The sequence below is a fragment of the Dactylosporangium sp. McL0621 genome (assembly GCF_049995355.1).
GTDB lineage: Bacteria > Actinomycetota > Actinomycetes > Mycobacteriales > Micromonosporaceae > Dactylosporangium.
In genome coordinates this window covers 11265110-11278915 of sequence record NZ_CP188259.1, presented here as the reverse complement: position 1 = coordinate 11278915, position 13806 = coordinate 11265110, and the positions used below count along the sequence as shown (strand labels likewise).

The following is a 13806-nucleotide window of genomic DNA, read 5'->3' as shown; positions in this document are numbered from 1 at the left end:
GTGACTGTCACCGGAATCATTACCGCGCTGATCGTCGGTCTCATCGTCGGTGCGCTCGGGCGACTGGTCGTCCCCGGCCGCCAGAACCTGCCGATCTGGCTGACCATCGTGGTCGGCATCATCGCCGCGTTCCTGGGCACCCTGATCGCCAACGCCATCGGCATCTCCACCGACACCCCGGGTGTCGACTGGGGCGAGCTGCTGTGCCAGGTCGTCGTCGCCGCCATCGGCGTGGCCCTGGTGGCCGGGTTCGCCGGCCGTGGCCGCCGCGCCCTGTAAGTTTCAAGATCTGCAAAACGCGAATGGCCCCCGGTTTCGACCGGGGGCCATTCGCGTTTACGTGCGCCGATTTTATCGGAGCCAGGGAATCGAACGGTCGAGCAGGCCGCGGGTCTTCAGCTCCTTGCGGAGCGGAATCTCCTCGTCGATGTAACCGTTCCAGTTGATGCCCCAGTAGTTCGCGGTGTGACTCGCCTCACCGAGCAGCTGCCGCTGCACCGGGGTGCGGTTCTTCCACCACTCGCCGTCGAAGTCGATCGGCATGTCGTCGAGGATGCGGATCCACCGGTAGGTGTACCCGACGAACAGCATCTTGCGGGTGACGTCCGAGTAGTTGGGCGACCGCGAGTGCCAGAGGCGGCGGTCGAAGATGAAGCAGTCACCGGGGTTCGCGGTGATCTCGACGGTGCCCTCGGGGTCGGGGTTGTGCACCGTGGTGTCGGCCGGGCGGGGCAGCGAGTTCCAGAGGTGGCTGCCCGGGATGACCTTCGTGGCGCCCCGGCCGGTCTCCGAGAGGTCGGAGATCACGTAGGCGACCTTCAGCGAGAACATGGGCCGCGGCAGGTTCGGGTCCATGGTCTCCGGGTCGGAGTTCTGGCGGTACCCGTCCTGGTGCCAGCCCCACGAGGGCGGCTCCTCCTCGGACGTCGGCGGGGTCACGTCGAGGTGGTTGTGGTGCGTGTAGATGTTCCACCCGGCCAGGCCCCACATGTAAGGGAAGATGGTCGGCTGGGTCAGCAGGTGCCCGAAGAGCTCGTCGCGGTTGAGGAAGCCCAGCAGGTGCAGCGTGCCGTCCTTCTTCATGCTCTTGGAGCCGGCCGCCTTCTCCTCCCCGTAGACCCGGTCCATCGCGGCCTCGAGCTCGGCCCGGTGGTCCTCCTTGAGGACGTTGCGGACCAGCAGGAAGCCGTTTTCGAGGAACTCCTTGCGGTCAGCCTCGCCGATCGGCTCGTAGCCGGTGAGGTCGCCGTAGTCGGGTGCAGCGGACGTCATGTCCTCCCCTTACCTTCGTCGTGCGCTCGCGATGTCTCGAACGACCGATGGTAACGCGAGGTGCATGCGGGGCCGACTCGGGAGTTGGCCACCGGACAATGTCCGAACGGGCGACAACCCGCTGCTCGCGCGCAACGTCAAGGTCTTCAGTAGACCTCGGCGACGACCCGCTCCCCGCCCGGACCGGCATCGATGCCGCCACGCTCCGTCACGTGGACCCAGGCGCCGCCGGAGGCCGTCCACTGCATGTCGCCGTAGACCACCCGCTTCACGCCGCGCTCCTGGGCGTGGGCGACCAGCCAGTGGGCGTACTGCCAGCCGGTCTTCGCCTCGCCGACCTTCAGCGCCACCCCGACGATGTTGTTCACGTCGGCGGTCTTCACGCTGCCCCAGTCCAGCTTCAGGCTGGCGCCGAGGGAGCGGGCCGCCTCGGGGCCGTGGCTGGACTCCTCGGTGACCGAGCACGCGACCGCGCCGGGCACGTCGCCGCTGAGCGCCTTGACCATGATCTCGGACTCGTCGGCCCACTTCTCGTAGGCGTCCGGGTGGGCGCTGCGCTGCACCTCCTGGGCCGCGTCGGTGACCCGCATCTTGTCCCAGCCCTTGATCTTGAGTAGGGCGGTGAAGAAGGCGCCGGCGGCGAAGCGGGGGTCGGCGATCTGCTCCGGCGTGCCCCAGCCCTGGCTCGGCCGCTGCTGGAACAGCCCGATTGAGTCGCGGTCGCCGCCGGTCAGGTTCTCCAGCTTCGACTCCTGCCAGGCGGTGGCCAGCGCGACCACGAGGGCGCGGGACGGGACCCGGCGGGTCAGCCCGACGGCGGTGATGGTGGCCGCGTTGGCCAGCTGTTCGGCGTCGAGCTCGACCTCCGCGGCGCCCGCGGTGGCCCCGGCGGCCGCGTTGCCCGCGCTCACCACGCAGGCGCGGCCGGTGGCGATGGTCAGCGGGAGGTTCTCGCCGATGCGGTTGATGACGACGTACGCGCACAGCGCCACGGCCACGGCCGCCAGGACCGCCACCGTCAGCAGTCGTCGTGCACGCATCGTCACCTCCCACACGTCAGGTCGAACAGCGTACGTGCCGCGGGCCACCGTGCGCGGTCAGGCGGCGCCGTCGGGTACCCAGTTCGGGTCCCTTTTCTCGCGGAATGCGAGGACTCCCTCGACTCCTTCGGGGGAACCGAAGTACGACACCGACAGCTCGGTCATCGCCCGGACCTCGTCACTGAACGTATCGGACCGCGGCCGGCGCAGCAGCTCTTTCGTGCCGGCCAGGGCCCGCGGGGCGCCCCGCACGAGGTCGCGCACGTAGCCCTCGACGGCCGCGTCGAGCTCTTCGGGGGCCACGGCGGCGCTCACCAGCCCGATGCGCTCGGCCCGGGCGCCGCCGAACGTCGCGCCGGTCAGGAACAGCTCGGCCGCGGCCCGCCGGTCCAGCCGCGGCAGGACTGTGGCGGAGATCACCGCCGGGATCACGCCGAGGCGCACCTCGGAGAACGCGAACGTGGCGGTGCTCGCGCACACCGCGATGTCGGCCGCGGCGACCAGCCCCAGGCCGCCCGCCCGGGCCGGCCCCGCCACCCGGGCCACGACCGGCTTGCGGCTCTCCCAGATCGCGGCCAGCACCTCGCCGAGCCGGCTCACCGGCGGGCGGCCGGAGCCGAACGCGGCGGCCGTCTCCTTCAGATCGGCACCCGAGGAGAAGACCGGCCCGGTGTGGGTCAGCACGATCGCGCGTACCGCGTCGTCGGCGTCGGCCGCGGCCAGCGCCGCGAGCAGCTCCTCGATCAGGGCCGTGGACAGCGCGTTGCGGTTGGGCGGGCTGTCCAGGGTGAGCGTCGCCACGCCCCGCACGGTTTCCGAGAGCACCAGAGACATGCGGGCACACTAGTGGGATGCCCGGATCACTGCCAGAAGGCGAGCCGATGCCCCGCGACGGGAGCCTGCCCGCCGGCGTCGCCGACGGAGCCGGTCGCGCGGGCTTCGGGGTGTACGTCCACGTGCCCTTCTGTGCCACGCGGTGCGGATACTGCGACTTCAACACGTACACCGCGAGCGAGGGCGTGCTCAGCGCCGGCTACGCCGAGCAGGTGCTCGACGAGCTGGCCCTGGCCGCGAAGGTGGTCCGGCCGCCGCGCGTGGACACCGTCTTCTTCGGCGGCGGCACCCCGACGCTGCTGCCCCCGGCCGAGCTCGGCCGCATCCTGGCGGGCATCGACCGCACCTGGGGCCTGGCCGCCGGCGCCGAGGTGACCACCGAGGCCAACCCCGAGTCCGTCGACGCGGCCGGGCTGCGCGAGCTGCGCGCGGCCGGCTTCAACCGCATCTCCCTCGGCATGCAGTCGGCCGCCCCGCACGTGCTGGCCGTGCTGGACCGCCGGCACACGCCCGGCCGGCCGGCCCTGGCCGCGGCCGAGGCGCGCGCGGCCGGGTTCGAGCGGGTCAACCTCGACCTGATCTACGGCACGCCGGGGGAGCGGCCCGAGGACTTCGCCGCGTCCCTGCGCACCGTGGTCGACGCGGGGGTGGACCACGTCAGCGCGTACGCGCTCATCGTGGAGGACGGCACCCGCATGGCCGCCCGGATGCGCCGGGGCGAGCTGCCGTACCCCGACGACGACGTGGCCGCCGACCGGTACATCGCCGCCGACGAGGCGCTGAATGCGGCGGGCTTCGGCTGGTACGAGGTGTCGAACTGGTCGCGCGACTCGCCGTGCCGGCACAACGAGCTGTACTGGCGCGGCGGGGACTGGTGGGGGCTCGGCCCGGGCGCGCACAGCCACGTCGGCGGGGTGCGCTGGTGGAACGTGAAGCACCCGCACGCCTACGCCGCGCGGCTCGCGGACTCCGCGTCGCCGGGGCAGGCTCGTGAGGTACTGACGCCGGATGAGCGGCATCTGGAGGACGTGCTGCTGCGCATCCGGCTCGCGGACGGCCTGCCCCTGTCGGTGCTCGACGCGGCCGGTCTCGCGGGTGCGCGCGACTGCCTGGCCGACGGGCAGCTGGACCCGTCGGCGTTCGCGGCCGGCCGCGCGGTGCTCACGCTGCGGGGGCGGCTGCTCGCCGACAGGGTGGCGCGGGCCCTGACGTGAGCCCGCGCCCTCCCGGGGTGTTACTTGATCATGCGAATGCTCATCGGGTAGTGGTACAGCTCCCCGTTCGTGGCCTTCATGCCGCCGATGATCGCGAAGACCACCGGCACGATCCACACGAGCAGCGGCAGGAAGAACAGGATGCCGAACGAGCACACCGCGATGATCGCCGAGACGAGGATGGCGATGCCCCACGTGATGTGGAAGTTCAGCGCCTCGGTCGCGTGCGCCTTGACGGTCGGCGACTCGTTGCCCTTCGCGAGGAGCGCGATGAGCGGGCCGATGAAGCCGACCAGGCCGCCGAAGTGGGCGATCTGGGCCCACGTCTTCTCGTCGCTGTTGGCGTAGCCGACCGGCGCGCCGGGCTGCCCGTAGGCGCCGGGCTGCTGGTACCCGGGCTGCTGATACCCGGGCTGCTGGTACGCGCCGGGCTGCTGGTACCCGGGCTGCTGCTGCTGATATCCCGGCTGCTGGTACCCGGGCTGCTCGTACCCGGCGCCCGACGTGGGCGGGGTGCCGTAGGCCCCGCCACCGCTCGACGGCGGGGGGTACCCGGAATTGGGGTCCGAGGGCGGGCCGTAATCCCCCGGCGGACGAGGTGGTTCACTCATGGGGCCACGGTAGGTGCATCGATCAAGTGGCGCCAGCGACACGTCATGACTTCTTTTGGACAACTTTTGCCCAGTCCAGCGCCGTTGGCGTCTATCGTGCGCCAAACGATCATCGCGTGCCCCTGCGCGACTGACGTAGACTGGCACTCACCAGTTGGGAGTGCCAGTCCTGGAGGAGGTGTCATGGGCCTTGACGAGCGGAAGCTCGAAGTGCTTCGCGCCATCGTCGAGGACTACGTCGCCACCCAGGAACCGGTCGGGAGCAAGTCGCTCGTCGAGCGGCACAACCTGCGGGTGTCCCCGGCGACGGTCCGTAACGACATGGCCGTGCTGGAGGAGGAGGGGTACATCCGGCAACCGCACACCAGCGCGGGCCGGGTGCCCACCGACGCCGGCTACCGGCTCTTCGTCGACAAGCTCTCCCGGGTCAAGCCGCTGAGCCAGGCCGAGCGCCGGGCCATCGAGCGGTTCCTGATCGGGGCGGTCGACCTCGACGACGTGGTCCACCGCACGGTGCGGCTGCTCGCGCAGCTCACCCGGCAGGTGGCCGTGGTGCAGTATCCGAGCCTGTCGCGGGCCAGCGTGCGGCACTTCGAGCTGGTGCCGATCTCGACCACGCGGATCATGGTGGTCATGATCGCCGAGACCGGCCGGGTCGAGCAGCGCCTCGTCGACCTGCCCGGGCCGATCCTGGCCGACGACGTCACCGAGCTGCGGCGCCTGATCAACGAGAAGCTCGTCGGCAAGCGGCTGGCCGACACGCCGCCGCTCGTGGTGGCCCTCGTCGAGGAGACGGCACCGTCGCTGCGGCCGCCGATGACGGCCCTGTCCACGGTGCTGCTGGAGACCCTGGTCGAGCGGTCCGAGGAGCGCATCGCGCTCGCCGGCACCGCCAACCTGGCCCGCGGTGGCCTGCTGGACTTCCAGGGCTCGCTGCGGCCGATCCTCGAGGCGCTCGAGGAGGAGGTCATCCTGCTCAAGCTCTTCGGCGAGGTCGAGCCCAGCATGACCCGGGTGCGCATCGGCGACGAGAACGAGATCGAGGACCTGCGCACCGCTTCGATCGTGGCCACCGGCTACGGACCGGGCACCATGGTCGTGGGCGGGATGGGCGTGCTCGGCCCGACCCGCATGGACTACCCCGGAAACATCGCGACCGTGCGCGCCGTGGCACGCTACGTCGGCGACCTGCTGGCACAGAGTTGACATCTATCTCAGGGGCATAGGACTCAGTGGCGAAGGACTATTACGGGATTCTGGGCGTCAAGCGGGACTCCACGGCCGATGAGATCAAGCGGGCCTACCGTCGGTTGGCCCGCGAGTTCCACCCGGACGTGAATCCCGACCCGGCGGCGCAGGAGAAGTTCAAGGAGATCAACGCCGCGTACGAGGTCCTGTCCGACCCGCGCAAGCGGGAGATGGTCGACCTGGGCGGTGACCCCCTCGCGCCCAGCGGCGGCGGGGGCGGCCCCGCCGGCGGCGCGTTCGTGGGCTTCCAGGACATCATGGACGCCTTCTTCGGCACTCAGTCGGCCCGCGGGCCCCGCCCGCGCGTGCGCCCGGGCGCCGACGCGATCCTGCGCCTCGACCTCGACCTGCACGAGACCGCGTTCGGCGTCGAGGCCCCGATCCAGGTCGACACCGCCGTGGTCTGCACCACCTGCCAGGGCGCCGGCACCGCGCCGGGCACCCACCCGCAGACCTGCGAGATCTGCCAGGGCCGCGGCGAGGTCCAGTCGGTCCAGCGCACCTTCCTCGGCCAGGTCGTCTCGGCCCGCCCGTGCTCGGCCTGCCAGGGCTTCGGCACCGTGATCCCGCACCCGTGCGCGACCTGCGGCGGCGACGGCCGGGTCCGCACCCGCCGCTCGCTGACCGTCAAGATCCCCTCGGGCGTCGAGGACGGCATGCGCATCCGCCTGGCCCAGCAGGGCGAGGTCGGCCCCGGCGGCGGCCCGCCCGGAGACCTCTACGTCGAGATCCACGAGCGCCCGCACGACGTGTACTCCCGCAAGGACGACGACCTGCACTGCCGCGTTACCGTGCCGATGACCGCGGCCGCGCTCGGCACCCGCCTGACCATCAAGACCCTCGACGGCGAGGAGACGGTCGAGGTGAAGGCCGGCACCCAGCCGACGTCTACCCTGCGCATCCGCGGCAAGGGCGTGCCCCACCTGCGCGGCGCCGGCCGCGGCGACCTCTACGTCCACCTGGACGTGCGCACGCCGACGCGCCTGGAGCCCGAGCAGGAGAAGCTGCTGCGCGAGTTCGCCCGCACCCGGGGCGAGGAGGTCGCGGAGCTGTCGAAGCAGGGCGGCTTCTTCTCGCGCATGCGCGACGCCTTCAACGGGCACGCGTGAGCGGTTCGGAGCGGAGCGGAGAGGCCGCTCACCGGGGGCGCAGGTTTGGCTCGCGCTGCTGGAGCGGAGCGGAGGCGGCGTGAGCGGTTCGGTTCGGAGCGGAGAGGCCGCTCACCGGGGGCGCAGGTTTGGCTCGCGCTGCTGGAGCGGAGCGGAGGCGGCGTGAGCGGTTCGGTTCGGAGCGGAGAGGCCGCTCACCGGGGGCGCAGGTTTGGCTCGCGCTGCTGGAGCGGAGCGGAGGCGGCGTGAGCGGTTCGGAGCGGAGCGGAGAGGCCGCTCACCGGGGGCGCAGGTTTGGCTCGCGCTGCTGGAGCGGAGCGGAGGCGGCGTGAGCGGTTCGGAGCGAAGCGGAGAGGCCGCTCACCAGGAGGTGGCGTGAGCCTGCCGCTTTTTCTGGTACCCGCGCTGCCGCCCGGCCCGTCGTTCGTTCTCGACGGCCCGGAGGGACATCACGCGGCCGATGTGCAGCGGATCACGCCCGGCGAGGCCCTGCTGCTGGCCGACGGGCGCGGCGGCGTCGTCCGCGCCGTGGTCGCCGCCGCCCGCAAGGGCGCGCTGACGCTGGAGCTCGACGAGCGCACGTTCGAGCCCGCCCCCGACCCGGCGCTGACCGTGGTGCAGGGCATCGCCAAGGGGGAGCGGGCCGAGCTCGCCGTGCAGCTGCTGACCGAGGTCGGCGTGGACCGCATCGTGCCCTGGCAGGCGGCGCGGAGCATCGCGCGCTGGAAGGACGAGCGGCCGCTGGAGCGCTGGCGCGCGACCGCGCGCGAGGCGGCCAAGCAGTCCCGGCGCTCGTGGGTGCCGGTCGTCGAGCCCGCGCGCACCACGAAGCAGCTCGCGCTCGCCGGCCCCGTGCTGGTCCTGCACGAGGAGGCGGCGGAGCCGCTGTCGTCGGTGCGGCTGCCCGCGTCCGGGGAGATCACGCTGGTGGTCGGGCCCGAGGGCGGGGTCGCCCCGGAGGAGCTGGACCTGATCGGGGGCACGCCGGTGCGCCTGGGCCGGGAGGTGCTGCGGACCTCGACGGCGGGGGCGGCCGCGGTGGCCGCCCTGTCGGTCCGTCTCGGCCGCTGGTAGCCGGCTTTGCAGCGGAAGCTGAGGTGGTCGCTGGTGGCCGGCGCTGCGGCGAAGGTGGTCGCTGGTGGCCGGCGCTGCGGCGAAGGTGGTCGCTGGTGGCCGGCGCTGCGGCGAAGGTGGTCGCTGGTGGCCGGCGCTGCGGCGAAGGTGGTCGCTGGTGGCCGGCGCTGCGGCGAAGGTGGTCGCTGGTGGCCGGCGCTGCGGCGAAGGTGGTCGCTGGTGGCCGGCGCTGCGGCGAAGGTGGTCGCTGGTGGCCGGCGCTGCGGCGAAGGTGGTCGCTGGTGGCCGGCGCTGCGGCGAAGGTGGTCGCTGGTGGCCGGCGCTGCGGCGAAGGTGGTCGCTGGTGGCCGGCGCTGCGGCGAAGGTGGTCGCTGGTAACCGGCGCTTCAGCGGAAGTAGCTCGCGCCGTTGAGGTCCAGGACCGCGCCCGAGGACCACTCGGCCCCGGGCGAGGCCAGGTACAGCACCGCCGCCGCCACCTCCTCCGGCGTCGCTACCCGGCCGAACGGGCTCTGGGCCCGGATCGCGTCGCCCTCCGCGGAGGCGAGCAGGCCCGCCACCAGGCCGGTGGCCACGAAGCCCGGCGCGACCGCCGACACGGCGATGCCCCGCGGCCCGAGAGCCCGCGCCAGGCTCTGGGTCATGGCGTTGAGGGCCGCCTTCGCCGCGCCGTACGCGGGGTGGTCCGGCTCCCCGCGGTAGGCGCCCCGCGAGCTGACGTTGACGATGCGCCCGCCCGGGCCCAGGTGCCGCACCGCGCACCAGCAGACGTTCGCCGGGGCCAGGAGGTCGACGGCCAGGGTGTCGCGCCAGGCGGCCTGCCACTCCTCGTACGACACCTCGGTGATCTTGTGCTCGAGGTACACGGCGGCGTTGTTCACCACCACGTCCAGCCCGCCGAGGGCGTCGGCGGCGGCGTCGACCAGTGCGCGTACCGCATCCGGGTCCGCCAGGTCGCCGGTCACCACCGTGTGGCCCTCGCCGGGCAGGTCGAGCGGGCCGGGCGAGCGGCGGTGTACGGCCACGCGCGCCCCGCCGCCGGCGAACGCGTGCGCGATCGCGGCGCCGATGCCACGCGCCGCGCCGGTGATGAGGACTCGTTGGGCAGTCATGGTCCTTAGGATGCCCTGGTGACGAGTGACTGCGTGTTCTGCCGCATCGTCGCGGGCGAGACTCCGGCGACGGTGGTCCACGAGACCGCCACGACGCTGGCCTTCCGCGACATCCACCCCCAGGCTCCGGTGCACGTGCTGGTGATCCCGAAGGCCCACCACGCCGACGTCGCCGCGCTCGCCGTGGCCGACCCGGGCCTGGCCGGCGACGTGCTCGCCACGGCCGCGGCGGTGGCCGCGGCCGAGGGGGTGGCGGCGAGCGGGTTCCGGCTCGTCTTCAACACCGGCGCCGACGGCGGCCAGGACGTCTTCCACGCGCACGGGCACGTGCTCGGGGGCGTCCGGACCGGGCCGATGGTGGCGCGGTGAAGGCGACGCAGCGGTACGAGCGGATCGCCCGCCGCGTCCAGGCCGACGCCCGGGTGCCGGCCCTGAGCGTCGCGGTCCACCGGGCCGACCGTCCGATGTGGACGTTACAGGTGGGCGAGGGGGTCGACGCCGGCAGCCAGCTGCGGATGGGGTCGATCACCAAGACCTTCACGGCGGTGCTCGTCATGCAGTGCCGCGACGAGGGGCTGCTCGACCTCGACGACCAGATCGCCCGGCACCTGCCCGTGAAGGCCCACGGCGAGCTCACCGTCGGCCGGATGCTCTCGCACTCCTCGGGCCTGCAGCGCGAGCCGTTCGGCGACGTCTGGGACACCATGCAGGCGCCCGACCTGGAGGAGCTGCTGGGCCGGCTGGACCGGGCCGAGCAGGTGCTGCGGCCCGGGCTGCGCTTCCACTACTCGAACCTGGCCATCGCGCTGCTCGGGCACCTGGTCGGGCGGCTGCGCGGCGGCACCTGGGCCGAGGTGCTGCAGGACCGCATCCTCGACCCGTTCGGCCTGAACGACACGGCGGTCGTCCCGCAGCGGCCGGTGACCGGCTACCAGGTCGACGCTTGGTCCGACTACGCCCACCCGGAGCCGTCGACCGACTTCGGCGCCGTCGGCCCGGCCGCGCAGCTGTGGAGCACCGCGGCCGACCTGGCCCGCTGGGCCGCCTTCCTGTCCGACCCGCGCGAGATGGACCCGAACGGCACCGTGCTGTCCGCGGCGACGGTCGAGGAGATGCGCGCGCCGCAGGTGGTGACCGAGGACGTGCTGTGGGCCCGCGGCTTCGGGCTCGGCCTGATCCTGCACCCGCGCCCGGGCCCCGAGCGGGTCGTGCACGTCGGGCACGACGGGGCGATGCCCGGGTTCCTCGCCGGCGCCTACGGACGGGCCGGCGGGGGAGCCACGCCCAAGGCGCTCGCGGCGGCCGCGCTGGGCTCTTCGGGTACCGCCGGCGAGATCTTCGAGCTGCCGCACGAGCTGCTCGAGGCCGTGGTCGAGCACGACCCCGCCGACATCGCGCCGTGGGTCCCCGGGCCCCCCGCGCCGGCGCAGTACCGCAGCGTGCTCGGGCGGTGGTGGAGCGAGGGCTTCGAGTACGGCTTCAGCTGGCGCGACGGCACCCTGCACGCGCGCTCGATCGACGCGCCGGGCAAGCGGCCGCCGGCGGTGTTCGCGGTCGTCGACGGGGCGCCGGACGTGTTCCGCACCGTGTCCGGGCGGGAGGCGGGGGAGCTGCTACGGCTCACGCGCGACGCCGACGGCACCGTGGTGCGGATGCACTGGGCGACGTACCGCTTCAGCCGGGGCCAGGAGGCCTTCGACGGCCACGCCTTCTAGCGGCTGATCATGGTGAACACGGCCCCGTTGGGGTCCTCGACCACGGCCAGGCGGCCGTGCGGGGAGTCGAACGGGCCGTGCTGCACCCGGCCACCCGCCGTAACGACGCGCCCGGCGGCGGCGTCGGTGTCGTCGGTGGCGAAGTAGACGCTCCAGTGGGCCGGGACGCCGTCCCACTCCGAGGTCATCGTGAGGCGGCCCGCGACCGGGTCGGCGTCACCGAGGCTCCACGCTGAGTAGTCGAACGCTTCGTCCCCGGAGTCGGGGATACCGGCGATCCTGGTCTGCCGGTATCCGAAGAGGCCGTGGTAGAAGAAGTCGGTCACGGTGGGTTCCCGCGTCGTCACCTCGGCCCAGCACAGGGCGCCGGTCTCGTCGAACAGCTGCGAGCCGGTGTGCCGGCCCGGCTCCCAAGCCCCGAACGCGGCGCCCGAGGGGTCCATCGCGAAGAGCATCCGGCCGTTCCCGGGGATGTCCATCGGCGCGACGAGCATCTTGCCGCCGTGCTCCTCGATGCGCCGGGACGTCGCGGCGAGGTCGTGGGACATGAGGTACAGGCTCCAGGCGGCCGGCAGCTGCTCCGACCCGGGCATCGGCGGGCTCATGCCGGCCACGATCCGGCCGTTGCGCAGGCACATGACGTAGTTGCCGAAGTGGGCGCCGGTGTCGGCGTACTCCCAGCCGAACACGGATGTGTAGAAGTGCTGGGCGGCCGGGACGTCCGCCGCCACGACATCCGCCCAGCAGGGCTCGCCGTCGATGTATCCGTTGCGTTCGACCATGGCTCCGGCCCCCTATTCGAATCGGTCAACTGCCTCCCTATCAGCCCAGGTGGGTGGTGCGTGGTCGATTCGTCACAGACAGCATGATCGGCTGAACACGTACGGAGCAAAAAAATGGGGCCGGTCGCTCGCGCCCGCAGCCGATACCATGAAGAGCCTGGACATGAGCCCAGGTTGGAGCGAGCCCGGAAGCAGGTGCTTGAGGCCCACCGCGGCCAAGGTATGACCGAGACCCCAAACCCCGTGCCGGCGACGTCGTCGGAGCAGCCCGTGCGGGCCATCAGCAAGATCACCGTTCCCGACCCGCACGTCATGGTCAGGCTGCTCGGGGCCGGCGACGAGATCCTGAAGCTCGTCGAGCGGTCGGTCAGCAGCGATGTGCACGTGCGGGGCAACGAGATCACCATCACCGGCGCCGCCGCGGACAACGCGCTGGCCGAGCGCGTCTTCAGCGAGCTGATCGAGCTGGTGCGCAAGGGGGAGACCCTGACCGCGGACAACGTCCGGCGCACCGTCGGCATGCTGCAGCAGAACACCAGCGAGCGCCCGGCCGAGGTGCTGACCCTCAACATCCTCTCCCGGCGGGGCCGCACGATCCGCCCCAAGACCCTGGGCCAGAAGCGCTACGTCGACTCGATCGACCAGCACACGATCGTGTTCGGCATCGGCCCGGCCGGCACCGGCAAGACCTACCTGGCCATGGCCAAGGCGGTCCAGTCGCTGCAGGCCAAGCAGGTCAACCGGATCATCCTGACCCGCCCGGCGGTCGAGGCCGGCGAGCGGCTGGGCTTCCTGCCCGGCACGCTCTACGACAAGATCGACCCTTATCTGCGGCCGCTGTACGACGCGCTGCACGACATGATCGACCCGGAGTCCATCCCGAAACTGATGGCGGCCGGGACGATCGAGGTGGCGCCGCTGGCGTACATGCGCGGCCGGACCCTCAACGACGCCTTCATCATTCTCGACGAGGCCCAGAACACCACGCCCGAGCAGATGAAGATGTTCCTGACCCGGCTCGGCTTCGGCTCGCGGATCGTCGTCACCGGCGACGTGACGCAGGTCGACCTGCCCGGGGGTACCCGCTCGGGCCTCCGGGTCGTCCGTGAGATCCTCGACGGCGTCGAGGATGTCCACTTCGCCCAGCTCGGCAGCGCCGACGTCGTGCGCCACCGGCTGGTCAGTGAGATCGTGGACGCCTATGCCCGCTGGGACGAAGCGCAGGAGGCTCAGCAGCCGGTGCGTGCCGTCCCGGACCGCGCCGCACAGGGCGGCCGGCCCGGGCGACGCAGATAGCCACGGGAGCCCTGTTGTCCATCGAGATCGCCAACGAGTCCGGCGTCGACGTCAACTCCGACACCGTGCTCGCGGTGGCCCGGCACGCGCTCGACGAGATGGGGGTCAACCCGCTCGCCGAGCTGTCGATCCTGTGCGTCGACGTCGAGTACATGACCGAGCTCAACCACCGCTGGATGGACGGCGACGGCCCCACGGACGTCCTGGCCTTCCCGATGGACGAGGGCAGCGTCGACCACGGGCCCGGCGAGGGCTCCGGCGAGCCGGCGCTGCTCGGCGACATCGTGCTCTGCCCGGAGGTGGCCGCCAAACAGGCCGCCGCCGCCGGGCACGCCGCGATCGACGAGCTGGCGCTGCTGACCGTGCACGGCATCCTGCACCTGCTCGGGTACGACCATGCCGAGCCCGAAGAGGAGGCCGAGATGTTCGGCCTCCAGGCGAGACTGCTGGAGAGCTGGCGAAAGTCTTGATCCCGTGAGCGGTTCGGAGCGCAGCCGAG

General features: G+C 72.3%; 15 protein-coding genes. 9 read left to right on the top strand and 6 right to left on the bottom strand.

Features of this window, described 5'->3' with window-relative positions; translation table 11 throughout:
• A complete protein-coding gene (locus ACPPVO_RS53410; RefSeq protein WP_426507109.1) occupies positions 1-279 on the top strand; it encodes a GlsB/YeaQ/YmgE family stress response membrane protein in 279 nt (92 codons plus the stop codon).
• A gap of 72 nt (positions 280-351) precedes the next feature.
• Here the strand turns inward: ACPPVO_RS53410 and ACPPVO_RS53405 are convergent, their stop codons facing one another.
• The 3 genes from ACPPVO_RS53405 to ACPPVO_RS53395 all read right to left on the bottom strand — a co-directional run bounded on the left by ACPPVO_RS53405 (position 352) and on the right by ACPPVO_RS53395 (position 3146).
• Positions 352-1272, bottom strand: a complete 921-nt coding sequence (locus ACPPVO_RS53405) for a phytanoyl-CoA dioxygenase family protein (protein ID WP_360381772.1) — start codon at positions 1270-1272, stop codon at positions 352-354.
• 146 nt (positions 1273-1418) lie between these two features.
• The gene (locus ACPPVO_RS53400; protein ID WP_426507108.1) at positions 1419-2312 is read right to left on the bottom strand and encodes a hypothetical protein; all 894 of its coding nucleotides are present in this window, start codon (positions 2310-2312) and stop codon (positions 1419-1421) included.
• Positions 2313-2369: 57 nt separating this feature from the next.
• Positions 2370-3146 (bottom strand): enoyl-CoA hydratase-related protein, encoded by a 777-nt coding sequence (locus ACPPVO_RS53395; protein ID WP_426507106.1) that lies wholly within the window; start codon positions 3144-3146, stop codon positions 2370-2372.
• 17 nt (positions 3147-3163) lie between these two features.
• On the opposite strand from ACPPVO_RS53395, the gene hemW reads away from it, so the two are divergent.
• The gene (gene hemW / locus ACPPVO_RS53390; RefSeq protein WP_426507104.1) at positions 3164-4360 is read left to right on the top strand and encodes a radical SAM family heme chaperone HemW; all 1197 of its coding nucleotides are present in this window, start codon (positions 3164-3166) and stop codon (positions 4358-4360) included.
• Between the two features lie 20 nt (positions 4361-4380).
• Here hemW and ACPPVO_RS53385 read toward each other — a convergent pair whose 3' ends face one another.
• A complete protein-coding gene (locus ACPPVO_RS53385) occupies positions 4381-4971 on the bottom strand; it encodes a DUF4870 domain-containing protein (RefSeq protein ID WP_426507103.1) in 591 nt (196 codons plus the stop codon).
• Positions 4972-5154: 183 nt separating this feature from the next.
• On the opposite strand from ACPPVO_RS53385, the gene hrcA reads away from it, so the two are divergent.
• The 3 genes from hrcA (at position 5155) to ACPPVO_RS53370 (ending at position 8402) form a co-directional block, all read left to right on the top strand.
• Positions 5155-6177: a heat-inducible transcriptional repressor HrcA gene (gene hrcA / locus ACPPVO_RS53380; RefSeq protein WP_426507101.1), complete on the top strand. Its 1023-nt coding sequence runs from the start codon at positions 5155-5157 to the stop codon at positions 6175-6177.
• Between the two features lie 26 nt (positions 6178-6203).
• Complete coding sequence (dnaJ, locus tag ACPPVO_RS53375) at positions 6204-7328, top strand: molecular chaperone DnaJ (RefSeq protein WP_426507099.1); 1125 nt, start codon at positions 6204-6206, stop codon at positions 7326-7328.
• A 375-nt stretch (positions 7329-7703) separates the two neighbouring features.
• A complete protein-coding gene (locus ACPPVO_RS53370) occupies positions 7704-8402 on the top strand; it encodes a 16S rRNA (uracil(1498)-N(3))-methyltransferase (protein ID WP_426507097.1) in 699 nt (232 codons plus the stop codon).
• 386 nt (positions 8403-8788) lie between these two features.
• On the opposite strand, the gene ACPPVO_RS53365 is transcribed toward ACPPVO_RS53370, so the two are convergent.
• Positions 8789-9514, bottom strand: a complete 726-nt coding sequence (locus ACPPVO_RS53365; RefSeq protein WP_426507095.1) for an SDR family NAD(P)-dependent oxidoreductase — start codon at positions 9512-9514, stop codon at positions 8789-8791.
• Positions 9515-9529: 15 nt separating this feature from the next.
• Here ACPPVO_RS53365 and ACPPVO_RS53360 point away from each other — a divergent pair, with 15 nt between their 5' ends.
• Both ACPPVO_RS53360 and ACPPVO_RS53355 read left to right on the top strand, forming a co-directional pair.
• Positions 9530-9883, top strand: a complete 354-nt coding sequence (locus tag ACPPVO_RS53360; RefSeq protein ID WP_426514864.1) for an HIT domain-containing protein — start codon at positions 9530-9532, stop codon at positions 9881-9883.
• Positions 9880-11229, top strand: coding sequence for a serine hydrolase domain-containing protein (locus ACPPVO_RS53355; RefSeq protein WP_426507093.1), 1350 nt, complete (start codon positions 9880-9882; stop codon positions 11227-11229). Before ACPPVO_RS53360 ends, ACPPVO_RS53355 begins: the two co-directional genes overlap by 4 nt.
• On the opposite strand, the gene ACPPVO_RS53350 is transcribed toward ACPPVO_RS53355, so the two are convergent.
• Positions 11226-12011, bottom strand: a complete 786-nt coding sequence (locus tag ACPPVO_RS53350) for a VOC family protein (protein ID WP_426507091.1) — start codon at positions 12009-12011, stop codon at positions 11226-11228. The genes ACPPVO_RS53355 and ACPPVO_RS53350 overlap by 4 nt on opposite strands.
• Positions 12012-12233: 222 nt before the next feature.
• On the opposite strand from ACPPVO_RS53350, the gene ACPPVO_RS53345 reads away from it, so the two are divergent.
• Both ACPPVO_RS53345 and ybeY read left to right on the top strand, forming a co-directional pair.
• Positions 12234-13307, top strand: coding sequence for a PhoH family protein (locus tag ACPPVO_RS53345; RefSeq protein WP_360381789.1), 1074 nt, complete (start codon positions 12234-12236; stop codon positions 13305-13307).
• A gap of 14 nt (positions 13308-13321) precedes the next feature.
• Complete coding sequence (ybeY, locus tag ACPPVO_RS53340) at positions 13322-13777, top strand: rRNA maturation RNase YbeY (RefSeq protein ID WP_426507090.1); 456 nt, start codon at positions 13322-13324, stop codon at positions 13775-13777.
• Positions 13778-13806 lie beyond the last annotated feature (29 nt).

Excerpts from the sequence above, each read along its gene's own strand:
- ACPPVO_RS53400 (WP_426507108.1), bottom strand. The coding sequence starts at position 2,312 with ATGCGTGCACGACGACTGCTGACGGTGGCGGTCCTGGCGGCCGTGGCC.
- ACPPVO_RS53365 (WP_426507095.1), bottom strand. The coding sequence starts at position 9,514 with ATGACTGCCCAACGAGTCCTCATCACCGGCGCGGCGCGTGGCATCGGC.
- ACPPVO_RS53405 (WP_360381772.1), bottom strand. The coding sequence starts at position 1,272 with ATGACGTCCGCTGCACCCGACTACGGCGACCTCACCGGCTACGAGCCG.
- ACPPVO_RS53385 (WP_426507103.1), bottom strand. The coding sequence starts at position 4,971 with ATGAGTGAACCACCTCGTCCGCCGGGGGATTACGGCCCGCCCTCGGAC.
- ACPPVO_RS53345 (WP_360381789.1), top strand. The coding sequence starts at position 12,234 with ATGACCGAGACCCCAAACCCCGTGCCGGCGACGTCGTCGGAGCAGCCC.
- hrcA (WP_426507101.1), top strand. The coding sequence starts at position 5,155 with ATGGGCCTTGACGAGCGGAAGCTCGAAGTGCTTCGCGCCATCGTCGAG.
- ACPPVO_RS53350 (WP_426507091.1), bottom strand. The coding sequence starts at position 12,011 with ATGGTCGAACGCAACGGATACATCGACGGCGAGCCCTGCTGGGCGGAT.
- hemW (WP_426507104.1), top strand. The coding sequence starts at position 3,164 with ATGCCCGGATCACTGCCAGAAGGCGAGCCGATGCCCCGCGACGGGAGC.
- ACPPVO_RS53395 (WP_426507106.1), bottom strand. The coding sequence starts at position 3,146 with ATGTCTCTGGTGCTCTCGGAAACCGTGCGGGGCGTGGCGACGCTCACC.